Origin of the sequence: Lampropedia cohaerens (assembly GCF_001005215.1) — a bacterium.
In the GTDB taxonomy this organism is placed as follows: domain Bacteria; phylum Pseudomonadota; class Gammaproteobacteria; order Burkholderiales; family Burkholderiaceae_C; genus Lampropedia; species Lampropedia cohaerens.
The window spans coordinates 25,639-47,640 of the sequence record NZ_LBNQ01000008.1; the positions used below are offsets into that span (position 1 = coordinate 25,639).

The following is a 22,002-nucleotide window of genomic DNA, read 5'->3' on the forward strand; positions in this document are numbered from 1 at the left end:
GTATGAACGCCGGTTTCAACGCAACCTGCGCTCGGGCGGGGCCAGACAAGCCCACGTACCCATCTTTTACACACCAGTCGAGTCACGGAAACACTGCAGATGCTGACGGCACATGAACACCATTGAACCCGGCGGTATCACGCGCATGGCAGTGCTGCGGATGCTTTCCCGATCATTCTGGTGCGGGACGCGAGTGTAGACAGTCAGGCATATAAAATGCAAATGATTTTCAAATAGATTAAATGCAAAAAAGCAACACTTTTCTGCGAAAACCTGTTCTCAGGAGGGTGCCGCTAAGCGCGCGGCCTGCTTTTTGTGACACACGGCAAGGGCGCACAATCGGCCCAGGTACCGGGCCCAGGTACCGTTCACCTCACTGATCCATTGCCATGCTGCTTCAAATCCCCCAACTGTTCAGCCCCGAAGAAGCGCGCCAGTTGCGCGAAACGCTGGAACGGGCGCAATGGCGGGACGGTCGCCAGACTGCAGGCCACCTCGCTCAAAGTGTCAAGCGCAACGAGCAGCTGGCGCTGGATGACCCGATCGCCATACAGCTTGGCGAGCAGATCCTCGCCCGCCTCGGGCAGAACCCGCTGTTCATCTCCGCGGCGCTGCCAGCACGGGTGCTGCCGCCGCGCTTTAACCGTTATGCCGGTGGCGGCACCTACGGCAATCACATTGACAACGCCATCTTCACCATCCCCGGCAATGGCGCACGCGTGCGCACCGACATTTCCAGCACGCTGTTCCTGAGCGATCCGGACAGTTATGACGGCGGCGAACTCGTCATCGAGGACACCTATGGCGTGCACAGCATCAAGCTGCCTGCCGGGCACATGGTGGTGTATCCAGGCACCAGCCTGCACCGGGTCAATCCGGTTACCCGCGGCGTGCGCTATGCATCGTTTTTCTGGACGCAGAGCCTGGTCGCACTGGATGTGCAACGGCGCACCCTGTTCGAGCTGGACACGGCCATCCAGCGCCTCACGGCCGATCACCCGGAGCACCCTTCGATCAGCCAGCTGACCGGTGTCTATCACAACCTGCTGCGGCTGTGGTCCACGACCTGATGGCGACTGCCATGCCGCACACTGCCGAGCCGCCACTGACGACGATTCCAGCCGACCTGACCAGCCTGGCCGATTACGAGCGCCGCGCCGTGGCGCACATGCCCGAAGCCACCTGGCGCCATATCGCCTCCGGCGCGGGGCAGGAATGCACCCTGCGCCAGAACCGCCTGGCGTTCGAGCGCCTGCTGCTTGAGCCCCGCGCGCTGGCCTGCCTGCAGGGCGCGACGACGCACACCACACTGCTGGGCCAGCGCCACGCGGCCCCTGTTCTGCTGGCCCCGGTCGCCTACCATCGCCTGGTGCATCCCGGCGGAGAGTGCGAGACCGCGCGTGCGGCTGCCGCCATGCAAACCGGCATGGTCGTCAGCACACTGGCCAGCCAGACGCTGGAGGACATCGCGCGCAGCGCCCGTGCAGCGGCCGCCGAATTGCGCCACGACCAAGCGCCGCTGTGGTTCCAGCTATATCTGCAGCCCAAGCGCAGCCACAGCCTGGAGCTGGTGCGGCGCGCCGAAGCCGCCGGCTACCAGGCATTGGTCGTGACCATTGATGCCACCGTCAAGCGCGCCCGCTTTGCGCTGCCACCGGGCGTTGAGGCCGTCAACATCCAATCCTTTCCCAGCCTGGCGCAGCGCCCGCAAGGCCTGGCAGGGCCGATCCTGTTTGGCACCCCGCTGGTGGAGAGTGCTCCGACCTGGGAGGACATTGCCTGGCTGCGCCAGCAGTGCACGCTGCCGCTGATCGTCAAGGGCGTGGTCTCGCCCCGCGATGCCATGCGGGCGGTGGAGTTGGGCGCCGATGCACTGATCGTCTCCAACCATGGCGGGCGCGTGCTGGATGGCCTGCCCGCGGCCATTGACATATTGCCGCGCGTCGCCGAAACCGTTGCGGGCCGGGTGCCGCTACTGCTCGATGGCGGCATCCGCAGCGGCACCGACATCGTCAAAGCCTTGGCGCTCGGCGCATCGGCGGTACTGGTCGGCAGGCCGCAGCTGCACGCCCTGGCGGTGGCCGGCCTGCTCGGCGTGGCGCACATGCTGCATCTGCTACGCGCCGAGCTGGAGCTGGCGATGGCGCAACTGGGCTGCACCCGCATCGCAGTCATTGACCGCAGCGTGCTGTGGCCACCTGAATAGCCGCGTAGCCTGCTGACCGCAGTCGCACCACCGTTTCAATGCAGGCCTGTTGTTACTGACCTGCTTCTGGCAGAGGCACCGTGGCACTGGGCAAAGCGATGTCCTCCACGCGGCGCGGCACGCCAATCGGCGCCGCGGCGCGGCTTTGCTGCACGGCCGCGATGTCCTCCTCACTGGGATAGATGCCAGCGAGCCAATAGTCCATCACGCGACGCGCAATGGGCGCGGCATGCGCGCCGCCGAAGCCCGCGTTCTCGACAATGACAGCCACGGCAATGCGCGGCGCCTCCACCGGTGCGAAGCCGATGAACAGCGAATGGTCGCGCTGGCGCTCGGCAAGCTTGGCAGCGTCGTAGCGCGCATTCTGGGCCACCGTCGAGGCCTGGGCGGTGCCGGTCTTGCCGGCCGTAGTGTACGGCGCGCCCGCAAAAGCGCGCCGTGCCGTGCCTTCCAGCACCACGCCCTGCATGCCGTCATAGACAACGCGCAAGTGCTCAGGATCGAAGCCCAGGTCGTCGCCAGGCGTCGGCTGCAGCAGATGCATGTCACTGCTCAATGGATCGATGCGCGCGCGCGCCAGGTGGGGCCGATGGCGAATGCCGCCGCTGGCCAGCGTCGCGGTGGCATGGGCCAGCTGCAGGATCGTGAAGCTGTTGTAGCCCTGGCCGATGCCCAGTGAGGGCGTGTCCCCCGGAATCCAGTGACGCTGGCGCGGATCACTGAATGCACGGCGCTTCCATTCCCGGTTGGGCAGCACGCCACGTGCCTCTCCATTCAGGTCGATGCCGGTGACCTGCCCGAAGCCGAGCGGCGCCATGAAGTCGTGCACCTGGTCCACCCCCATCTCGTAGGCCAGGGAGTAGAAATAGGCGTTGCTGGAGCGCGCGATGGCCCGGCGCATGTCGACCGACCCGACTGCGGCACCACGGTAGTTGTGGCCCGCCAGGGTCCACACCCCAGGGTCATGGATGACGGTGTCGGCATCGCGCGCGCCGGTCTCCAGCGCCGCCAGCGCCATGAACGGCTTGTAGGTAGAGCCCGGTGGGTAGGTGCCGCGCAGGGCGCGGTTGAACAGCGGCCGGTCCGGGGATTCGTTGAGCGCGCGCCAGTTCTCGTGGTCGATTCCCTCCACGAACAGGTTGGGGTCGTAGGTCGGCATGCTGACCATGGCCAGTACCTCGCCGTTGCGGGGATCAATGGCCACCAGCGCGCCACGGCGCTCGCCAAAGAGCCGCTCGACCAACTGCTGCAGCTTGATGTCCAACGACAGCACCACGGAGTCCCCGCTGCGCGCCGGCGCCGTATCCAGCACGCGAATGGGGCGCCCGGCCGAGGAGCGCTCAAGCTGCTCCACCCCGGTGATGCCGTGCAGGTCGCGCTCGTAGCTGGCCTCGATGCCCGCCTTGCCGATGTGCGTGGAGCCGCGATAGTTCGCCTCCTCCCCCTGTTCCTCGATACGCTCCTGGTCGCGCTGGTTGATGCGGCCAATGTAGCCGATCACATGGCTGGCCGTACTGCCCATCGGGTAGGTACGAAACAGCCGCGCGGCCACCTGCACGCCGGGAAAGCGCCAGCTCTGCGCGGCAAAGCGCGCCACCTCCTCGTCGGTCAGCCGCGTGCGCAGCGGCAACGTGGCATAACGGCCCGATTCGCTGCGCAGGCGCTCGAAGCGGCGCCGGTGGATCGGCTGAATGTCGACGATCTGCGCCAGTTCGTTGATGGTTGCCTCAAGATCGCGCACACGCGCAGGCGCAATCTCCAGCGTATAGGAGGAGTAATTCGCCGCCAGCAGCACGCCGTTGCGGTCAACGATGTTGCCCCGGTACGGCACGATGGGCACGACCGCCGTGCGATTGCTCTCGGCACGCTCGAGAAACTCGTCGTGCCGCACCACCTGCAGGTAATAGGCGCGCAGGCCCAGCAATGTCAGCCCGGTCAGCACCACCAGTGCCATGAACAGCAGCCGCACCAGAAAGCGATCGCTGCCATGCCGTTCCTGTTCAAGCTCCGTCATAGGCGTCTGCGTTCACGCTCCGTTGGCGCGCTCAGCTGCGGCGCCAGCAGAAGGTGACGCGTCAGCGGCCACAACAGTGCTTGTGCCAGCGGCGCAAGTAGCATGGGCAGCGGCGGCACACTGTGGCTGGCGGCCCAGCCCACGGCCATCTGCAACAGCGTTGCCAGCACGAAGGGCACCAGCAGCAACACCGCCTGCTGTATGCCACTGGGATACCACAGCAGCCGGTTGGCCATCGACTGCACCCAGGTAACGACCACGGCATACGCCAGCGCATGTTGGCCCAGCAGACTGGCAGCCTGCACATCCATCGCCACGCCCAGCGCAAAGGCCGTGCCAATGCCGATGCGCTGCGGCTGGTGCAGGCCCCAGAACACCAGTACCAACAGCAACACATCCGGTCGCCAGGGCAGCTGCCCCAGTGGCACGATCTGCAGGCAGAACGCCAGCAGCAGCGACAGGACGATGAAGCGCTGGCGTGCTGGGCGCAGGATTTGTTCGCTCGGCGGCATCGGCATCAGGGCGTCTCCTCGGTCGCGACGGCATCAGGCGCTGCGTCGCGAGACTGCACCACACCACCGCCTCCCGACTCCGGCAGCTCAGGTCCGGCCTGCCCCTGCAGACCAACCGGCTCCAGCACCATGACATAGCGGGCGCTGTGGGTCTGGGCCACCGGCTCGGCAAAGATGCGCAGGAACGGCGTGTCGTTATGCGCCTCGACAAAGCGCACCGTGGCCACCGGCAGACCGGGCGGATAGTAGCCATCGATGCCGCTGGTCACCAGCATGTCGCCTTCCTGCACGTCCGAGCCGGTTGGCACGTAGCGCACTTCCATGCCGGCTTCCGGTCGCGCCGCGGTCTGGCCAAACGCCACCATGCGCAGGCCGGTGCGCAGATTCATCACTGGCACCACCAAATCCCGGTCAGACACCACGCGCACTTCGCTGGTGAAGGGGTAGACCTGCGTAACCTGGCCAAGCACGCCCTGCGCATCCAGCACTGGAGCACCCTCGCGTACACCGGCGATGCGGCCCTTGTCAATCACGAGGCGATTGGTGAACGGATCAGGTGCCTCGAAGGAGACCTCCGCCGTCAGTGCGCGCGTTGGCACGCGCGCGCGCAGCTCCAGCAGGCCCCGCAGACGCTCGTTCTCACGTTCCAAATAGTCGACATGACTGACCCGCTCAGCCAGCGCAATCGCCTCGCGCCGGGCCTGCTGCGCCGCACGCTGGGCCGTCTGCAGGTCCTGCGTGTACGCGCTCGCGGCCTGCCAGGCCCGCACCGGTTGAAACACCAGCCACTGCAGCGGATACGTCGCCGTTGCCACCACTTGTCGCAGCGGCCCCATGAGCTCAAAGCGCCCGTCGAGCACCATCAGCAAAATGGCCAGCGCCCCGTACACCAGCAGGCGAGACAAGGGCGCCGGGCCCTTGGCGAAGATATTCGGGGTCCTGCGCTCAAACATCGGACGGGCAATGAGGCATGCGCTGGCGCAGGCTGGCCCACGGCTGGCGCGCGCACCAAGCATGCGCGCGCGTCACCTCGGCGTCCCGCGCGGACACGGTAATCACCCCTCGTCGGTAAAGATACTGGCCAGGTCATCGAGCCGGTCCAGCGCCATGCCGCAGCCGCGCACCACGCAGGCCAGCGGCTCCTCGGCGACCAGCACCGGCAGACCCGTTTCCTCGGCCAGCAGACGGTCCAGATCCCGCAGCAGCGCCCCACCGCCGGTCAGCATCATGCCGCGCTCGGCGATGTCGGCCCCCAGTTCCGGCGGCGTCTGCTCCAGCGCCGTCTTGACGGAGGACACGATCTGGTTGAGCGGCTCGGTCAGCGCCTCCAGCACCTCGTTGCTGGAGATCGTGAAGCTGCGCGGCACGCCCTCGCTGAGATTGCGGCCCTTGACCTCCATCTCCAGCACCTGCCCACCCGGAAAGGCCGAACCGATGTTCTTCTTGATGGCCTCGGCAGTCTGCTCTCCGATCAGCATGCCGTAGTTGCGGCGGATGTAGTTGACGATGGACTCGTCGAACTTGTCGCCTCCAACGCGCACGCTGCCCTTGTAGACCATACCACCCAGCGAGATCACACCGACCTCGGTGGTGCCGCCGCCGATATCCACGACCATCGAGCCGCGCGCCTCGGATACCGGCAGCCCGGCGCCGATGCCAGCGGCCATCGGCTCCTCGATCAGGTAGACCTTGCTGGCGCCGGCCTTGAGCGCGGCATCCTTGATCGCGCGGCGCTCCACCGGCGTGGAGCCACACGGCACGCAGATGATGATGCGCGGCTGCGGCGCCAGCATTGAGCGCGGGTGCACCATGCGGATGAACTGCTTGATCATCTGCTCGGTGATGACGAAATCGGCAATCACGCCGTCCTTCATCGGACGGATGGCCTCGATGTTGCCCGGCACCTTGCCCAGCATGGCCTTGGCCTCATGCCCGACGGCCTGGATGATCTTCTTGCCGTTGGGGCCGGCCCCATGGCGAATGGCCACCACCGAGGGCTCATCCAGCACCACGCCTTTGCCGCGCGCAAAAATCAAGGTGTTGGCAGTGCCGAGGTCGATGGCCAGGTCGGTGGAAAAGTAGCGACGCAGTGGTCCGATCATTGAAAAATTCCTTTGCCCAGGGCCAACTGGCATGGTCGCCCGGTTGCGCAAATCCATTCAGGGAACGCCAATCGCCCGCACCCCACACGACGCACTGCCGCTGGCGTGCGGGCCAGACCCGCATTCCCGCTTGACCTGCTCGCACCCAAGCGCCGCATCGGGCACACCGCGCAGCCAGCAGGCCTTCAAAAACTCTGTCTGTCTACCTGTAGACAGTAAAGGACAGATAATACCGCATCCCCTGTGGCTTTCCAGGCCATCCTTCTACTGTACAAGACACAAAGCGTAACGCGAGCGATTGTCGTTGCGTCTTCGACTACCCATTGCTGCCATGTCCCTGTCTGCTGACGATTTCCAACGCATAGCCGCTCTGGCCAAGCTGCGCTTCGAGCCTGCCGAAAGCCAGGCGCTGCTTGCAACCATGAACCGCTTCTTCGCTCTGGTCGAACAGATGGATGCGGTGGACACATCCTCCACCGAACCGCTGTTCCACCCGGTCTCCGCGGTGCAGGACATCGCCCTGCGCCTGCGTGACGACGAGCCGCTCGCGGACGACGCCCTTGCGCGGCGTGCAGCCAACATGCAGAACGCACCTGCTGCCGAGGAAGGATTCTTTCTCGTTCCCAAGGTCATCGAATAAGTGCTGCGCAGCAGCGCTTGCCAATGCATCCGGTCGTTCTCCGGTGCATGGTTTTTCCCCTTTCGTATTTTTCTGCTGACAGGACAGGTCCGCGCAGCAATCGCCGGCCCCAACGCATCATGAGCCAACCTCCCCTGCATCATCAGAGCGTGCGCGCACTCACCCAGGCGCTGCGCGACAAAACCATTTCCGCCACCGAGCTGGCCAGCCACTTTCTCGCCCGCGCCCGCGACCATCAGTCGCTGGGCGCCTTTCTCGCCATGGACGAAGACGTGACGCTGGCGCAGGCCAGGGCCGCCGACGCCCGCCTGGCCACTGGCAGCGCCAGACCGCTCGAAGGCCTACCGGTAGCGCACAAGGACATCTTCGTCACCCGCGACTTTCCCGCCACCGCTGCCTCCAGAATGCTGGCGGGCTACCGCTCGCCCTTCGATGCCACCGTAGTACAGAAACTGGCCGATGCTGGGGCGGTGACGCTGGGCAAGCTCAGCTGCGACGAGTTCGCCATGGGCTCGGGCAACGAGAACGTGGCCGTGCCCGCCGTTGGCGCGGCCGCGCCCCAGCCTGTGCGCAATCCGTGGGACAGCACGCGCGTGCCCGGCGGCTCCTCGGGCGGCAGCGCTGCCGCCGTGGCTGCCGGCCTGGCCCCCGCGGCGACGGGCACCGACACGGGCGGCTCCATCCGCCAGCCCGCCGCGTTCTGCGGCATCACCGGCATCAAGCCGACCTATGGTCGCATCAGCCGCCACGGCATGATCGCCTTTGCCTCCAGCCTCGACCAGGCCGGACCGATGGCCCGCAGCGCCGAGGACTGCGCACTGCTGCTCTCGGCCATGGCCGGCCCTGACCCAGACCGTGACTCCACCAGTCTGGACGTGCCTGCAGAGGACTTCACGCGCGATCTGGAAGCCAGCATCGAAGGCCTGCGCATTGGCGTGCCCGAGGAATTCTTCGGTGAAGGCATCGACGCCGACGTACGCACCGCGATCGACGCCGCGCTGCAAGAGTACGAGCGGCTTGGCGCTAGGCGCGTGCCCATCCGCCTGCCGCGCACCGAGCTGGCCATTCCGGTCTACTACATCATCGCGCCTGCCGAGGCCAGCGCCAACCTGGAGCGCTTTGACGGCGTCAAGTTCGGCCATCGCGCCAAGCAATACGCTGATCTGGCGGAGATGTATCTCAACACCCGCACCGAAGGCTTTGGCGAAGAGGTCAAACGCCGCATCATGGTCGGCACCTACGTGCTCTCGCACGGCTACTACGACGCCTACTACCTCAAGGCGCTGAAGATTCGCCGCATCATCGCCGACGACTTCCAGAAGGCCTTCAAGGAGTGCGACGTCATCGCCGGCCCGGTCGCGCCCAGCGTGGCCTGGAAGATCGGCGAGAAAAGCGCCGACCCGCTGGCCAACTATCTCGCCGACATCTTCACCCTGCCGGCCTCGCTGGCCGGCCTGCCGGGCATGAGCCTGCCCGCCGGCTTTGGCGCAGGCGGCATGCCCGTGGGCCTGCAACTGATCGGCAACTACCTGCAGGAAGCGCGCCTGCTCAACGTCGCGCACCGCTTCCAGCAGGCCACCGACTTTCACCTGCAGCGCCCCGCAGGCTTTTGAGCGTTGCGCCACGAGACCCTGAACGAACTGCCATGACTGCCAAACTCATCCACGGTTACGAAGTCGTCATCGGCTTCGAGACCCACGCCCAGCTCGCCACCCGCAGCAAGATCTTCTCGCGCGCACCAATCGGCTTTGGCGCCGCGCCCAATACCCTGACCAGCGCGCTGGACTGCGCCCTGCCCGGCACGCTGCCGGTGATGAACCGCCAGGCGGTCGAGCACGCCATCCGCCTTGGCCTGGCGCTGGGCAGCCACATCGCGCCGCGCAGCATCTTCGCGCGCAAGAACTACTTCTACCCCGATCTGCCCAAGGGCTACCAGATCAGCCAGTTCGAGATTCCCGTCGTGCAGGGCGGCGAGGTCAGTTTCTTTCTCGGTGACGAGAAGAAGACCGTGCGGCTGGTGCGCGCGCATCTGGAGGAAGATGCCGGCAAGTCGGTGCACGACCATTTCGATGGCGCCACGGGCATCGACCTGAACCGTGCCGGCACGCCGCTGCTGGAGATCGTCACCGAACCGGACATTCGTTCGACTGAAGAGGCCGTGGCCTACGCCAGGGAGCTGCACAAGATCGTCACCTGGATCGGCATCTGCGACGGCAACATGCAGGAAGGCAACTTCCGCTGCGACGCCAACGTCTCCGTACGCCGCCCCGGCCAGCCGCTGGGCACACGCCGCGAGATCAAGAACCTCAACAGCTTTCGCAACATGCAGATTGCGATCGACTACGAGATCCGCTGGCAGATCGAGCAGCTTGAGGACGGCCACGCCATCGAGCAGGCCACCGTGCTGTTCAACCCGGATACCGGCGAGACCCGCGCCATGCGCACCAAGGAGGACTCGGCCGACTACCGCTACTTCCCCGACCCCGACCTGCCGCCGCTGGTCATCGCCCCCGAATGGGTCGAGCAGGTGCGCGCCAGCATGCCCGAGCTGCCGCGCCACATGGCCGCGCGCTTCGTCAAGGACTACGGCCTGCCCGAATACGATGCCACCACGCTGACGCAAAGCCAGGCCATGGGTGCCTACTTCGAGGCCGCCGCCAAGGCCTGCGGCCAGCCCAAGCTGGTGAGCAACTGGGTGATGGGCGAAATCTCCCGCCGCCTGAACAACGAGGAAATCGGCATCGAGGCCGCGCCGGTCAAGCCACAGCAGCTCGCCGCACTGATTGCCCGCATCCACGATGGCACCATCAGCAACAACGCCGCCAAGCAGGTGTTCGAGGCGCTGTGGCGCGGCGAAGGCAGCGACGTGGATGCCATCATCGAGGCCAAGGGCCTCAAGCAGATGAATGACACTGGCGCGCTGGAAGCCATCATCGACGAGGTGATTGCCAACAACGCAGCCAATGTCGAGCAGTACAAGGCCGGCAAGGAAAAGGCTTTCAACGCCCTGGTCGGCCAGGTCATGAAGACCACCAAGGGCAAGGCCAATCCGGCGCAGGTCAATGCGCTGCTCAAGGCCAAGCTGTCATGACATTGCGCAGTGCGCCATCCGCGTCGTTTCAACTCATCTTCCCAAGCAACGAATGGCTTCTGCCGTGACCTCTGCCCCCCCGCCCGCGCGGCCGCTGATTCATCTGGACGCTGTCAGCAAACGCTTTGCCCTGCCCGATGGCCGCAGCTTCGAAGCGGTGCGGGATGTTTCCCTGCAGGTGCCCGCTGGCACGATCTTCGGGCTGATCGGCCAAAGTGGTGCGGGCAAGTCGACCTTGCTGCGGCTGATCAATCTGCTCGAACGCCCTGATTCGGGCCGCGTGGTGGTTGACGGGCAGGAACTGACCGCCATGTCCAAGGCGCAGCTGCGCAAGGCGCGGCAGAATATCGGCATGATCTTCCAGCAGTTCAACCTGCTGCAGAACGCCACGGTGTTCGAGAACGTGGCCTTTCCGCTCGGCCTGCACGGGCGGCGCAGCAAGGCGGAGATTGCCGAGCGCGTGGCCGAGTGCCTGGAGCTGGTGGGCCTGTCCGACAAGGCATCGAGCTATCCGGCCCAGCTGTCGGGTGGACAGAAGCAGCGCGTGGCGATTGCGCGGGCGCTGGCGCCGCGCCCGCAGGTGATGCTGTGCGACGAGCCGACCTCGGCGCTGGATACCGGCACCACCCGCTCGGTGCTGCAGACGCTGCGCGAAATCAACCAGAAACTGGGCGTAACCATCGTCATCGTCACGCACGAGCTGGCGGTGGTGCAGGCCCTGTGCGACAGGGTGGCAGTGGTCGAGCAAGGCCGCATCGTCGAACAATTCGCCGTGGCCGATCAGGCCACGCCACGCCTGAGCACGCTGGGGCGCGAGTTGCTGCTGGAGCAACAGCGCCAACACATCCTGCAGCGCTGGGAAAGCGGCCAGCTGGCCGAACGTGCCTCCTGAACCTTATAGAACACCTTATGTCCGAAAACATTTCCGCCCTGTTGCCTGAGCTGTGGCTGGCGCTGGGCCAGACCGCGATGATGCTCGGCATCGGCCTGGCGGCAGCCGTCGTGCTCGGCGGGCCGCTGGGCGTGCTGCTGTTTCTGCTCAGCCCGGGCCAGTCGCTGAGCCATCGCACGGCCTATCTGGTACTGAGCTGGGTGGTCAACACAGTACGCTCGTTTCCCTTCATCATCCTGCTGGTGGCGCTGGTACCGTTCACGCGGCTGGTGACCGGCACGTCGATCGGGCCGCTGGCGGCCTCGGTGCCGCTGTCGGTGGCGGCCATTCCCTATTTCGCCCGGCTGGTGGAGCAGAGCATCCGCGAGGTGCCGCGCGGCGTGATCGAGGCGGCGCACGCCATGGGCGCGTCCGAGCTGCAGATCGTCTGGCGCGTGCTGGTGCGCGAGGCGCGCTCCGGCCTGGTGCTGGCGCTGACGGTGCTGGCGGTGAGCTTTCTGTCCTACTCGGCCATTGCCGGCGTGGTCGGTGGCGGCGGCATCGGCGATCTGGCGATCCGCTACGGCTACTACCGCTTCCAGACCGACGTGATGCTGCTGACGGTGGGGCTGCTCATCGTCATCGTGCAAATCATCCAGTTCGGCGGCAACGCACTGGCGGCCCGCCTGGACAAGCGCTGAACGACAGTGCCCGCGCCCTCTTGCAAAACCGCCTCAGCACCCCCACCTGAACAGGTCACTGGCATGTTCCAGTGGCCTGTTTTCTGCAACCTCCTGCGCGCACGATTCGCGCGTCACCTACCTTATTGCCAACATGTCCTTTCTCCGTCGCCAACTTCTGCTTGCCGCTGCTGCCACGGCATTCGGCCTTGCATCCAGTGCCTACGCCGCCGATCCGGCCAAGACCGATCTGACGCTGGGCGCCACCGCCGGCTACAACTACGACGTGCTCAAGCTCGCCATCGCGCCTCAGCTTGAGAAGGAAGGCTACACCGTCAAGCTCGTCGAGTTCAATGACTATGTGCAGCCCAACATGGCACTGGCACAGGGCAGCCTGGATGCCAATCTGTTCCAGCACATCGCCTACCTCAACCGCTTCAAGGAAGACCAGAAGCTGGCGCTGACCGATCTGGTGCAGAGCACCACCGCCCCGATGGGCATCTACTCGGAAAACATCACCGCACTGGCCGATCTGCCTGAAGGCGCACGCGTGACGCTGCCCAACGACCCGAGCAACCTCGCCCGCGCCCTGCAATTGCTGGTCCAGCAAGAGCTGATCACGGTCAAGCCCGACGTCGATCCGCTGCGCGTGAGCGAGCGCGATGTAGTCGACAACCCCAAGAAGCTGCGCTTTGTGCCGATCGAGGCGGCACAGCTGCCACGCACACTCGGTGATGCCGCCATCGCCATCGTGCCCGGCAATTTCGCCACCTCCGCCGGGTTGAAGTTCACCAGCGCACTGGCGCTGGAAAATCCTCCCGTCAACTACCAGCAGGTTGTGGCGGTACGCAGCGAGGACGCGGACAAGCCCTGGGCGCAGGACCTGAAGAACGCGTTCCGCTCCGAGTTCTTCAAGGCCGCGCTGGACGAGCATTTCCCCGGCTATACCCGCCCGGCCGGGTTGTAACGATGTCCCGCCCCATCTGAGAAACGGCCGCGCAGGCCGTTTTTCAATTCCAAAGCCGCGCAAGCACGCCTTCTGGCAGGAATCGTCCATCCTGCGCCACCAGCCGGGTCGGCCCCGGCATGACAGGTTGCGTCTGCGCATGCAGGACATCGCCGGGGAAACAGACCATCCGTCCCTGCGGGCCATCCACGCTGACCGGCGCGACACAGTAGGGGATGTGCGAGCGCAGGCTTTCGGTCAGGGCGCAAAGGCTGGCAAAGCGCCCCAGGTGCGCCAGCGTCATCACCTGAGGCGGTGCCAGCAGAATTTCACCACGCGCGTAGCGCTGCAGTAGCGTGCGAGGACTGCCCCAAAGGATGCGCTGCGCCTCCGCGCCATCGGCCCGTGCTGTCTGTCCTTGCGGCAGTCGGGCGATGAAGAACCAGGTGTCAAAGCGCTTGGCACTCATGTTCGGCAGGCGCGGCGTGATCCAACGCGAGAAAGGCCGCAATGCGGCCGCGCACAGGCGCTGCGCGCCGACCTCTTCAATCGCCTGCCAGGGCGCGCCTGCCAGCAGCCGGCACCGCACCGCATCCAGCCATTGAGCCGGCAAGGCAGGTACGCCTTCGCCCCAGCAGATGCCCACTTCCTCCAGCGTTTCGCGCAAGGCCGCGCCGAGCAGCCCGGCCATCTGTTCGATGCTGGCTACGCAGTCTCCCAGCTGGGCATGATGGGACTGCCAGTAATCCGCAAAACCCGCCTGCCCGGCCAGCGCCGCATCACCCGGCTCCACCTTGCCGCCCGGAAACACCAGCGCGCCAGCGAAGTTGCGCGACGCTGCTGCTCGCTCCATCAGCAATACTTCGAATGGCGCTGTCTGCCCGGGTCGCACAATGATGACGCTGGCTGCCGGGATGGCCTCTTTGGCCTCCGTTACGCTGGCCGGCTCCACTGCTTCGCAGGTTCCCGCTGTGGCTCGCATGGGGTGAATCTCCTCTCGCTATCATCGGTGGATTGCTGCGGCGTCGCAGCGTCATCTTGCCAGTACCGTGCGCTGCGCATTGTTTCTGCGCGCGGCCAGGAATCTGCGCTACCGGCAACCGCCAGGCCGACAATCGCCGACAATCGGCCTCCATTCTGCTCCCAGCTCCGCCATGAACATCCAGTGGTTTCCCGGCCATATGCACCTGACCCGCAACGCCATCGGCGAGCGGGTCAAGACGATTGATGTCGTCATCGAAATGGTCGATGCCCGGCTGCCTGCCTCCAGCGCCAACCCCATGCTGCGTGAGCTGCTCAGGGCCAGACCCAACCTCAAGGTCCTCAACAAGGCCGATCTGGCCGATCCGGTACGTACGCAGCTGTGGCTGGACTGGTACGCGCAGCAGCAGAACACCCGTGCAGTTGCCATGGACAGCCACCACAGCGCACCGGCGCGCGCGCTGATCGAGGCCTGCCTGACACTGGCACCGCACCGCGGCGGCATGGACAAGCCCATGCGCGTGCTGATCTGCGGCATTCCCAACGTCGGCAAATCCACGCTCATCAACACCATGGTCGGCAAACGCGCAGCGAAAGCTGCCAACGAGCCGGGCGTGACACGCCAGGAGCAGCGCTACGTGCTGCAGGATGGCTTTTACCTGTTCGACACGCCGGGCGTGCTATGGCCGCGCATCATCGTCGCGCAAAGCGGCTACAACCTCGCGGCCGCAGGTTCCATCGGTCGCAATGCGTTCGATGATGAACTGGTGGCGCTGGAGCTGCTGGCCTATCTGCAGCGCCATTACCCGCAGGCGCTGCAGGCACGCTACGGCGTTGCCGACAACGTATCCGCACTGGCCGAGATGCGTGATGACGCACTGTTCGAGGCCATCGCGCGCAAGCGTGGGGCCCTGCTGCCAGGCAACCGCATCAACGCCCAGAAAGCCGCCGAGCTGATTCTGCAGGATTTCCGCAGCGGCGCGCTGGGCCGCGTGACCATCGAGACCCCGGAGGAATTCCAGCAATGGCTGGCCACGGGTGAACGGCTGGATGCCGAGCGCCAGCTGAAAAAGGAGCTGTACCAGCAGGAGCGGCATAAGGCCTACGCGCGCAAGAAGCGCCGTTGACGCGTCATGGCCCGCCACGTGGCAACGCCATTTACCGTCATCTTTCTGGAAAGCGGCTAGAATGCGCGCTTCGCCGGATTAGCTCAGCTGGTAGAGCACCCGCCTTGTAAGCGGTAGGTCGTCAGTTCGAATCCGACATCCGGCACCAACGACATAAACCCCCATGCTCACACATGGGGGTTTTTCTTTGGAAACTCAATGAGTTAGCGTTAAATCATGGGCACGCATGCACCTATACAGCACGAGGTTTCTTGTATCCCCTGGTGTATCCCTGTAGAAAAATCCAACTCAGGAATACACAAACAGGGCAACCCCTGAGACGCAGCGAGGTCAAGCGCAGACCACTGGCAGATACAGTCATCGAGTTGCTGGAGCCGGAAGCGGGCATGTACAGGGAAAGACACGCGGATGGGGTTTACCTTCGCGTCAGGCCCTATGAGTAGAGGGACTGGCAGCTGAAACCAGACGACAGTTGGTCGTGGCTGGGCCGTGGTTTCGTATGATCGTGGGGCATACCAGCACCAGCTGACGGATGCACAGACGCGCTAGAGGGTCACCGCATTGGGTGCAGATACCCATGCCAACGGCTTGACCCTCACAGATGCGAGAAACCCGCCTTTGCCAGATCCTGAACCGCAGGAGACATTCGGACAGTTGGCACAAGAGTGGCTGGCAATCAGGGCCAAGCCAACGTAGCCGCGCCCCATCGGGCCCAGTCCTGTAAAGGCACTCATGTGCAGTCCAGACTCTACCGCGACAGTGTGGGACCGTCAGTGCCACGCATGTCCGCAGCGCCTCTAGCGTCAAATGCCGCATCCGATATACAGACAGAACGCAGACCATTCGTGACGCGAACCTGTTCCACCGACGGCTTACCGACGGAGCAAGCCAGCCACGGGGCTGCAGCTTCACCGCGATTACAGACCCGATACGCCCGTGGATGATACCGGGCACTGGCCACCAAGTCCGATATGGCCGGGTCCTATAGATCCGGCCCATAAAAAGTAAGACATATTGCCGTTGATGTTGTCCAATAGGGCATGATCCGAGAACTTCGCCGTCATGCGGCGCAACGGCACCCGGCCATCTGCCAAGATCCGACCGTCCTATCTACAAAACATCATGCAAGACCTTGACGTTGAAACCCGTGACCGTATCGACGCGATGTTCTTCGAGGCCAGGGCGCTTCTCGACCACGGCGAAAAGTCACAGGCGTTGCTGCTGGCGGCCCAGGCGTGGGATAGCCTGCTTGAACCCCGGTTTGACTGGGACGTCAGCCAAAGCTATGTACATATGCTCGCAAAACTTCGTCGGGACGCTGGCGACTTCGAAGGTGCGCTCGAAATCATGCGGGCGCTGTTTGAGTCAGGGACAGTCGAGCCGTATCAGGACAGGCCTCATTTCGTACTGGATACGGTTTACTACGAGATGGGCGATCTTGACCAGGCGCGGCTGCACTTTGTCGAGGCCAACCGGATATCCCGGGGACGTTGCTTTCAAGGTGAACCGGCCAAGCACAAACAATTGATTCAGTGAACAAGGGTCATGATGGAAGAAGATCTCTACGAGCAGATCGAGCGGTTGGCCGAAGAGGGCAACGCGCATCTGGACGGGGGCAGGCATGCGCAGGCCCTCGCGGCGTGGCGGGCAGCCCTGGATCTGTTGCCCGAAGATGAGCGCCTTGATGGGCAGGCCATGTGGCTGCACGCGTCGATGGGTGAGGCTTATTTCCTGATGGAGAACTGGCCCGCCGCCAAAGACGAGTTTTATGACGCCCTCAACTGCAGCGGGGGCCTGGACAACCCCTTCGTGCACTACATGCTCGGCAAGACGTTGTTGCGGCTGTCCGACAGCAAGGGGCTGGACCAGTTGGTGCAGGCACGAATGCTGGACGGCGACAGGATTTTCGAGGCGGACAAGGAGGAGGGCGCGGCGCTGCTGCAATTGATGCGCGAGAACGGGCTGGCGTGAGACCGAGCATGCAATGCCAGGTAGCCTGGCGCAACCAGGACAGGCAACGCATCGCGGTGGACGTCGTGCGTTTGGGCAAAAGGGCCCCGGCGCTCCGGGGCGACCGCCTCGCCCATGCCGCCCAAATGCGCACCTGCTGTGGGGAAGGCGTTGTCGCGTTCATCGGTGCGGCGATCAGGATGGGCGTTGTGCCCAGCCGTTTCCCGTATCCCGCCCTGCTTTCAGCGCATGGTCACGAACTCTTCTGCGACGGTGGGATGGATGGCCACCGTGTCGTCGAAGTCGCGCTTGGTCGCGCCCATCTTCAGCGCCACGGCAAAGCCCTGCAGGATTTCGTCCATGCCATGGCCGATGCCGTGGATGCCGACAATGCGCTGCTGCGGCCCCTCGCACACCAGCTTCATGCGCACCGGCTGGCGGTGGCGCGTGACGGCCGTGTACATCGCGGCAAACGATGACGTGTAGACCTTGATAGCAGCGTCGCCATACTGCGCCCGCGCCTGCGCCTCGCTCAGGCCGACGGTGCCGATGGGCGGATGGCTGAACACCACGGTCGGCACATTGTTGTAATCAAGCCGCTCGTCGGGCTTGCCGTTGAACAGCCGCTCTGCCAGGCGCCGCCCGGCGGCCACGGCCACGGGCGTCAGGGCCAGTCGGCCGGTGATGTCGCCTACCGCATGGATGCCTGCCACGTTGGTGTCCTGGTAGTCATCCACCTTCACGTAGCCCTGCTCGTCACAGGCCACGCCCGCAGCTTCCAGGCCAAGGCCGCGCGTGTCGGGCTTGCGCCCGGTGGCCCATAGCAGGCAGTCGACCTCCACCACCTCGCCATTTCTCAGATGGACGGCCAGGCTGCCATCGGCCTGCCGCGTGATGCGCTGCGGCTCGGCATGGCGATGCAGGTGAATGCCGTCTTCTTCCATGATCTGCACCAGCGTCTCGCCCAGCATGGCATCAAAGGCCCGCAGCACGCCCTCGCCACGCAGCAGCAGATGCGTCTGCGCACCCAGGCCATGCAATACGCCGGAAAGCTCTACGGCGATATAGCCCGCCCCCACCACGGCCACGCGCGCAGGCAGCGCCTGCAGCGCAAAAAAGCCCTCCGAATCGATGCCCAGTTCGGCCCCGGGAATGCCCGGCCGGGCCGGTTTGGTCCCGGTGGCAATGAGGATGTGCGGCGCGGTCAGCCGCACGCCGTTGACTTCGACGGTGTGCGCATCCACGAAACGGCCAAAGCCTGTATAGCGGTCCACCCCGTTGCGCTGCAACCCCGCCTCGTAGGACGCATGGATGCGTGCAATGTAGGCTGTGCGGCTGGCCAGCAGCTGCACCCAGTCGAGGCGCTCCAAGCGTGCCTGCAAGCCATAGTCGGGCGCGTAGCGCTGCACGGCCTCGACCAGCTGCGCCGCATGCCACATGACCTTCTTGGGCACGCAGCCCATGTTGACGCAGGTACCGCCGATAGCGCCGACCTCGATCAGCGCGCACCTGCGCCCATGCATGGCCGCACGGTTGACCGACGCGATGCCGCCACTGCCGCCGCCGATGGCGATGTAATCGTATCGCTTCATTGCCCTGGCCTCCTGCTCTATTCGCTATCTGCCTGTCACATTGCCAAAATAACCTGCGTGCGCCGCGTCAGGCATCACCGCGCGCAAACAGATTCTCACGCACGGACAGTGTCGCATCGAATACCATGCCTTGCAGCAACACCTGCTGCCAGCGTCAGCGCGATGCTTGCCGACACGTCGTTAGAACCTGTTTACGATCTTTTTGCGTACCGCGCAGCGGTATCCGTCCATTTCTCCGTTCACGCTATCAGGAGCCTGCTCATGAACGTCAAAGCCTATGGTGCCCATGCCAGCGATCTGCCGCTGGAGCCCATGGATATTCCCCGCCGCGCACCGGGCGCGCACGATGTGCAGATTGACATTGCCTACTGCGGGGTTTGCCACTCGGACCTGCACCAGGTCCGCGCCGAATGGGCCGGCACGCTGTTTCCCTGCGTACCGGGCCATGAAATCGTCGGCCGCGTCTCGGCGGTCGGCGCACATGTGCGCGGCTTCAAGCCGGGTGATCTGGTTGGCGTGGGCTGCATCGTTGACAGCTGCAAGCATTGCGAAGAGTGCAACGAAGGGCTGGAAAACTACTGCGGCCAGATGGTGGGCACCTACAACGGCCCAACGCCGGATGCACCCGGCCATACGCTGGGCGGCTACTCACAAAGCATCGTCGTACACGAGCGCTACGTGCTGCGCATCCGCCACGACGCGCAGCAGCTGGCCGCCGTCGCGCCGCTACTGTGCGCGGGCATCACCACCTATTCGCCGCTGCGCCACTGGCATGCCGGGCCGGGGAAAAAGGTCGGCGTGGTCGGCATTGGCGGGCTGGGCCACATGGGCATCAAACTGGCCCATGCGATGGGCGCACACGTGGTGGCCTTCACCACCTCCGCCGCGAAACGCGAGGCCGCCACGGCACTGGGCGCCGACGAAGTCGTGGTCTCGCGCCATCCCGAAGAGATGGCCGCGCACGCGCAGAGCTTCGACCTGATTCTGAATACGGTGGCCGCGCCGCACGATCTGAATGCGTTGCTGACGCTGCTCAAGCGCGATGGCACGATGACGCTGGTGGGCGCGCCAGCCACGCCCCATCCCTCACCAGAGGTCTTTACCCTCATCACCAAGCGGCGCAGCCTGGCCGGCTCGATGATCGGCGGCATCCCGCAAACGCAGGAGATGCTGGATTTCTGCGCCGAACATGGCATCGTGGCGGACATCGAGCTCATTCGCGCCGAGCAGATCAACGACGCCTACGAACGCATGCTCAGGGGCGATGTGAAGTACCGCTTTGTCATCGACATTGCATCGCTGGCGCAATAGGTCCGGCAAGCGGCGTCACGTCTGGTTGGTCATGGCAGTGACGCCGCGTGCGCGGAAGTTGCGCCAGACACGCGCTGCGCAACATTCCTGCGGTATGCTGCAGGGCCTCCGATGCCCTTGGGGCATCGCCTCCCCCACCACTAGAATGGCCGTGCACGCCGGACAGCCTGCGCACGGCCACTTTCGACAAAGGAGACACCCACATGCCCAAGGAAGTCATCATCAAGCTCTCTGCCAGCCAGGAAGTGCATTTGCAACCCGGCAGCGCGCTGACGCAACAGGACGCGCGCCAATGGCTGGATCAGCAGTTCGTCGAGCTCGAATGTGAACCGCTGCGTGCCAGCGGCAAGGTGCTGACCGCAGACAAGGTGCTCGCCATCGCCAACACTGCAACCCGTGAACAGCTTGAAAGCCCGCAATGGTCGAGTGCCTTCGCCTCGGCCATCACCGCAGCACTCGGCAAGGACACCGTGCTGGTCGATCTGCCTGCGGGCAGCATCAGCTTCTGAGAACCCTTTTATTTCAATGCCTGGCTGCGCAACGCACGAAAGGATCGTGAGCAGGTTCTAGGCCAGCCGCGTGCCCAGCGGTACCTCCCGATCGGGCACGCACAACGCGACATGGCCGTTGGCGTCGTGAAAACCAGTGACCAGGCATTCCGAACGGATCGGGCCGATCTGCTTGGGCGCGAAGTTCACCACGGCCACGACGAGCCGCCCCACCAGCTCCTGGGGCGTGTAAAGGTCGGTGATCTGGGCACTGGACTTGCGCAGGCCCACCTCCGCGCCAAAGTCGACATGCAGAATGTAGGCAGGCTTGCGCGCTTGCGGGAAAGGTTCAGCGCGCACCACCTTACCAACCCGCAGTTCGACCTTGGCGAAGTCGTTCCAGTCAATTGTCGTCATCTCCATCCCCGATCGGCCTGCGATCAATCCAGTTGCACGCCAGAGCCCTGGACGATGGTCTGCCAGGTTTCGTAGTCGGCCTTGAGAAAGGCGGCAAATGCCTCGCGCGCCTGGGCCTGGGGTTCTGCGCCCTGCTGCCGGATCGCCTCCTGCAGCTGCGGCTTGTCCAGCGCCGCATCGATGCGCGCATGCAGTGCCTGCAATAGCGGTTCAGGCGTACCCTTGGGGGCCATCACCCCGTACCACGTGCTGACGTCGAAGTCTTCGACCCCGGCGATGGCCGATTCTGCCACCGTTGGCACATCCGGCAACGACGAGCTGCGGTGCGCGGAGGTCACCGCCAACGGTCTGAGCTTGCCTGCCTTGATCTGCCCGATCGCCGATGGCACCGAAGAAACCAGCAACGCCACGTTGCCTGCCATGACATCCACCAGAGCCGGGTTGGAGCCGCGGTACGGCACGTGGGTCATCGCAATGCCCGTTGCCTGCTCGAACAGATGCGCGGCCAGATGGATGGAGGTGCCATTGCCAGGAGAGCCATAGGTCACTGCCCCCGGCTCAGCCTTGGCCGCTGCCACCACGTCGGCGAGCGTGCGGTATGGCGATTCAATGCTGGTGGAGATCAGCACCGGCGAATAGGCAATGTGCGCCACTGCCTCCAGATCGTCTACGGGATTCCACCCAAGGCGCGGGTACAGCCATGGCCCGATCACCAGATTGTCTTTCTGGCCCAGCACGATGGTGTAGCCATCCGGCGCAGCCTTGACGGCCTCGCCAATGCCCAGCGTGCCGCCCGCTCCGGGCTTGTTGTCGGCCACGATGTTCCAGCCATTGGCAGCGCTCAGCTCGCTGGCCAACAGTCTCGCAAGGATGTCCGTGCCTCCACCAGGCGGAAACGGCACGATCATGCGCACCGGCTTGGTCGGCCAGCCTTGCGCGGCAACCAGCGTCGCGGCAAGGCTGAACCCCACCGCTATCAGCAGTTTCTTGAACATGGGCTATGTCTCCTCGTTGAGGTTGGTGCCTGTCCAACGTCTTTTTTTCACAGTATTTTCAACCCGGCTAGGATGCTAA

At 64.7% G+C, this 22,002-nt stretch carries 21 protein-coding genes and 1 tRNA gene; 14 read left to right on the forward strand and 8 right to left on the reverse strand.

Going from position 1 to position 22,002, the window contains the following annotated elements:
* The first annotated feature begins 389 nt into the window (after window positions 1-389).
* Together AAV94_RS00520 and AAV94_RS00525 are read left to right on the forward strand one after the other, a co-directional pair.
* Window positions 390-1,070, forward strand: coding sequence for a Fe2+-dependent dioxygenase (locus AAV94_RS00520; RefSeq protein WP_046740376.1), 681 nt, complete (start codon window positions 390-392; stop codon window positions 1,068-1,070).
* Between the two features lie 11 nt (window positions 1,071-1,081).
* Window positions 1,082-2,206, forward strand: coding sequence for an alpha-hydroxy acid oxidase (locus tag AAV94_RS00525; protein WP_046740420.1), 1,125 nt, complete (start codon window positions 1,082-1,084; stop codon window positions 2,204-2,206).
* Window positions 2,207-2,258: 52 nt separating this feature from the next.
* On the opposite strand, the gene mrdA is transcribed toward AAV94_RS00525, so the two are convergent.
* The 4 genes from mrdA to AAV94_RS00545 form a co-directional block, all read right to left on the reverse strand.
* Window positions 2,259-4,220, reverse strand: coding sequence for a penicillin-binding protein 2 (gene mrdA / locus AAV94_RS00530; RefSeq protein WP_046740377.1), 1,962 nt, complete (start codon window positions 4,218-4,220; stop codon window positions 2,259-2,261).
* Window positions 4,217-4,738 carry a rod shape-determining protein MreD gene (mreD, locus tag AAV94_RS00535; protein WP_046740378.1) on the reverse strand — a complete coding sequence of 174 codons (522 nt, stop codon included), beginning with the start codon at window positions 4,736-4,738 and terminating at the stop codon, window positions 4,217-4,219. The genes mrdA and mreD overlap by 4 nt, the downstream gene beginning before the upstream one ends.
* Window positions 4,738-5,685, reverse strand: a complete 948-nt coding sequence (gene mreC, locus AAV94_RS00540; protein WP_156167865.1) for a rod shape-determining protein MreC — start codon at window positions 5,683-5,685, stop codon at window positions 4,738-4,740. The genes mreD and mreC overlap by 1 nt, the downstream gene beginning before the upstream one ends.
* Before the next feature lie 102 nt (window positions 5,686-5,787).
* Window positions 5,788-6,834, reverse strand: a complete 1,047-nt coding sequence (locus AAV94_RS00545; protein WP_046740380.1) for a rod shape-determining protein — start codon at window positions 6,832-6,834, stop codon at window positions 5,788-5,790.
* Between the two features lie 331 nt (window positions 6,835-7,165).
* On the opposite strand from AAV94_RS00545, the gene gatC reads away from it, so the two are divergent.
* The 6 genes from gatC to AAV94_RS00575 all read left to right on the forward strand — a co-directional run bounded on the left by gatC (window position 7,166) and on the right by AAV94_RS00575 (window position 13,083).
* Window positions 7,166-7,474, forward strand: coding sequence for an Asp-tRNA(Asn)/Glu-tRNA(Gln) amidotransferase subunit GatC (gatC, locus tag AAV94_RS00550; protein WP_046740381.1), 309 nt, complete (start codon window positions 7,166-7,168; stop codon window positions 7,472-7,474).
* A gap of 119 nt (window positions 7,475-7,593) precedes the next feature.
* Window positions 7,594-9,087 carry an Asp-tRNA(Asn)/Glu-tRNA(Gln) amidotransferase subunit GatA gene (gene gatA, locus AAV94_RS00555; RefSeq protein WP_046740421.1) on the forward strand — a complete coding sequence of 498 codons (1,494 nt, stop codon included), beginning with the start codon at window positions 7,594-7,596 and terminating at the stop codon, window positions 9,085-9,087.
* A 32-nt stretch (window positions 9,088-9,119) separates the two neighbouring features.
* On the forward strand, window positions 9,120-10,565 hold the full coding sequence (gene gatB, locus AAV94_RS00560) for an Asp-tRNA(Asn)/Glu-tRNA(Gln) amidotransferase subunit GatB (protein ID WP_046740382.1): 1,446 nt from the start codon (window positions 9,120-9,122) through the stop codon (window positions 10,563-10,565).
* A gap of 64 nt (window positions 10,566-10,629) precedes the next feature.
* The gene (locus AAV94_RS00565) at window positions 10,630-11,457 is read left to right on the forward strand and encodes a methionine ABC transporter ATP-binding protein (RefSeq protein WP_269430752.1); all 828 of its coding nucleotides are present in this window, start codon (window positions 10,630-10,632) and stop codon (window positions 11,455-11,457) included.
* 17 nt (window positions 11,458-11,474) lie between these two features.
* Window positions 11,475-12,137 carry a methionine ABC transporter permease gene (locus AAV94_RS00570; protein WP_046740384.1) on the forward strand — a complete coding sequence of 221 codons (663 nt, stop codon included), beginning with the start codon at window positions 11,475-11,477 and terminating at the stop codon, window positions 12,135-12,137.
* A gap of 133 nt (window positions 12,138-12,270) precedes the next feature.
* Window positions 12,271-13,083, forward strand: coding sequence for a MetQ/NlpA family ABC transporter substrate-binding protein (locus AAV94_RS00575; RefSeq protein WP_046740385.1), 813 nt, complete (start codon window positions 12,271-12,273; stop codon window positions 13,081-13,083).
* 43 nt (window positions 13,084-13,126) lie between these two features.
* On the opposite strand, the gene AAV94_RS00580 is transcribed toward AAV94_RS00575, so the two are convergent.
* Window positions 13,127-14,044 carry an NUDIX hydrolase gene (locus tag AAV94_RS00580; protein WP_156167868.1) on the reverse strand — a complete coding sequence of 306 codons (918 nt, stop codon included), beginning with the start codon at window positions 14,042-14,044 and terminating at the stop codon, window positions 13,127-13,129.
* 172 nt (window positions 14,045-14,216) lie between these two features.
* Here AAV94_RS00580 and ylqF point away from each other — a divergent pair, with 172 nt between their 5' ends.
* The 4 genes from ylqF (at window position 14,217) to AAV94_RS00600 (ending at window position 17,141) form a co-directional block, all read left to right on the forward strand.
* Window positions 14,217-15,170 carry a ribosome biogenesis GTPase YlqF gene (ylqF, locus tag AAV94_RS00585; RefSeq protein WP_046740386.1) on the forward strand — a complete coding sequence of 318 codons (954 nt, stop codon included), beginning with the start codon at window positions 14,217-14,219 and terminating at the stop codon, window positions 15,168-15,170.
* A gap of 72 nt (window positions 15,171-15,242) precedes the next feature.
* Window positions 15,243-15,318, forward strand: a tRNA-Thr gene (locus AAV94_RS00590).
* 974 nt (window positions 15,319-16,292) lie between these two features.
* The gene (locus tag AAV94_RS00595) at window positions 16,293-16,706 is read left to right on the forward strand and encodes a hypothetical protein (protein WP_046740423.1); all 414 of its coding nucleotides are present in this window, start codon (window positions 16,293-16,295) and stop codon (window positions 16,704-16,706) included.
* Between the two features lie 9 nt (window positions 16,707-16,715).
* Window positions 16,716-17,141, forward strand: a complete 426-nt coding sequence (locus AAV94_RS00600; protein WP_156167871.1) for a hypothetical protein — start codon at window positions 16,716-16,718, stop codon at window positions 17,139-17,141.
* 221 nt (window positions 17,142-17,362) lie between these two features.
* Here AAV94_RS00600 and gorA read toward each other — a convergent pair whose 3' ends face one another.
* Window positions 17,363-18,712, reverse strand: a complete 1,350-nt coding sequence (gene gorA, locus AAV94_RS00605; RefSeq protein WP_046740387.1) for a glutathione-disulfide reductase — start codon at window positions 18,710-18,712, stop codon at window positions 17,363-17,365.
* Between the two features lie 261 nt (window positions 18,713-18,973).
* Here gorA and AAV94_RS00610 point away from each other — a divergent pair, with 261 nt between their 5' ends.
* Both AAV94_RS00610 and AAV94_RS00615 read left to right on the forward strand, forming a co-directional pair.
* A complete protein-coding gene (locus tag AAV94_RS00610) occupies window positions 18,974-20,023 on the forward strand; it encodes an NAD(P)-dependent alcohol dehydrogenase (protein WP_046740388.1) in 1,050 nt (349 codons plus the stop codon).
* Window positions 20,024-20,226: 203 nt separating this feature from the next.
* Window positions 20,227-20,532 carry a hypothetical protein gene (locus AAV94_RS00615; protein WP_046740389.1) on the forward strand — a complete coding sequence of 102 codons (306 nt, stop codon included), beginning with the start codon at window positions 20,227-20,229 and terminating at the stop codon, window positions 20,530-20,532.
* A gap of 57 nt (window positions 20,533-20,589) precedes the next feature.
* Here AAV94_RS00615 and AAV94_RS00620 read toward each other — a convergent pair whose 3' ends face one another.
* Both AAV94_RS00620 and AAV94_RS00625 read right to left on the reverse strand, forming a co-directional pair.
* Window positions 20,590-20,928, reverse strand: coding sequence for a tRNA-binding protein (locus tag AAV94_RS00620; RefSeq protein ID WP_046740425.1), 339 nt, complete (start codon window positions 20,926-20,928; stop codon window positions 20,590-20,592).
* Window positions 20,929-20,951: 23 nt separating this feature from the next.
* Window positions 20,952-21,923 (reverse strand): Bug family tripartite tricarboxylate transporter substrate binding protein, encoded by a 972-nt coding sequence (locus AAV94_RS00625; RefSeq protein ID WP_046740390.1) that lies wholly within the window; start codon window positions 21,921-21,923, stop codon window positions 20,952-20,954.
* Between the last annotated feature and the right edge of the window lie 79 nt (window positions 21,924-22,002).

Coding starts and splice junctions, on each gene's coding strand:
- gatA (WP_046740421.1), top strand. CDS start 7,594: ATGAGCCAACCTCCCCTGCATCATCAGAGCGTGCGCGCACTCACCCAG.
- AAV94_RS00625 (WP_046740390.1), bottom strand. CDS start 21,923: ATGTTCAAGAAACTGCTGATAGCGGTGGGGTTCAGCCTTGCCGCGACG.
- AAV94_RS00615 (WP_046740389.1), top strand. CDS start 20,227: ATGCCCAAGGAAGTCATCATCAAGCTCTCTGCCAGCCAGGAAGTGCAT.
- AAV94_RS00520 (WP_046740376.1), top strand. CDS start 390: ATGCTGCTTCAAATCCCCCAACTGTTCAGCCCCGAAGAAGCGCGCCAG.
- AAV94_RS00610 (WP_046740388.1), top strand. CDS start 18,974: ATGAACGTCAAAGCCTATGGTGCCCATGCCAGCGATCTGCCGCTGGAG.
- gorA (WP_046740387.1), bottom strand. CDS start 18,712: ATGAAGCGATACGATTACATCGCCATCGGCGGCGGCAGTGGCGGCATC.
- AAV94_RS00595 (WP_046740423.1), top strand. CDS start 16,293: ATGCAAGACCTTGACGTTGAAACCCGTGACCGTATCGACGCGATGTTC.
- AAV94_RS00570 (WP_046740384.1), top strand. CDS start 11,475: ATGTCCGAAAACATTTCCGCCCTGTTGCCTGAGCTGTGGCTGGCGCTG.
- AAV94_RS00620 (WP_046740425.1), bottom strand. CDS start 20,928: ATGACGACAATTGACTGGAACGACTTCGCCAAGGTCGAACTGCGGGTT.
- mrdA (WP_046740377.1), bottom strand. CDS start 4,220: ATGACGGAGCTTGAACAGGAACGGCATGGCAGCGATCGCTTTCTGGTG.
- mreC (WP_156167865.1), bottom strand. CDS start 5,685: ATGTTTGAGCGCAGGACCCCGAATATCTTCGCCAAGGGCCCGGCGCCC.
- AAV94_RS00575 (WP_046740385.1), top strand. CDS start 12,271: ATGTCCTTTCTCCGTCGCCAACTTCTGCTTGCCGCTGCTGCCACGGCA.
- AAV94_RS00525 (WP_046740420.1), top strand. CDS start 1,082: ATGCCGCACACTGCCGAGCCGCCACTGACGACGATTCCAGCCGACCTG.
- AAV94_RS00600 (WP_156167871.1), top strand. CDS start 16,716: ATGATGGAAGAAGATCTCTACGAGCAGATCGAGCGGTTGGCCGAAGAG.
- ylqF (WP_046740386.1), top strand. CDS start 14,217: ATGAACATCCAGTGGTTTCCCGGCCATATGCACCTGACCCGCAACGCC.
- gatC (WP_046740381.1), top strand. CDS start 7,166: ATGTCCCTGTCTGCTGACGATTTCCAACGCATAGCCGCTCTGGCCAAG.
- AAV94_RS00545 (WP_046740380.1), bottom strand. CDS start 6,834: ATGATCGGACCACTGCGTCGCTACTTTTCCACCGACCTGGCCATCGAC.
- AAV94_RS00580 (WP_156167868.1), bottom strand. CDS start 14,044: ATGCGAGCCACAGCGGGAACCTGCGAAGCAGTGGAGCCGGCCAGCGTA.
- gatB (WP_046740382.1), top strand. CDS start 9,120: ATGACTGCCAAACTCATCCACGGTTACGAAGTCGTCATCGGCTTCGAG.
- mreD (WP_046740378.1), bottom strand. CDS start 4,738: ATGCCGATGCCGCCGAGCGAACAAATCCTGCGCCCAGCACGCCAGCGC.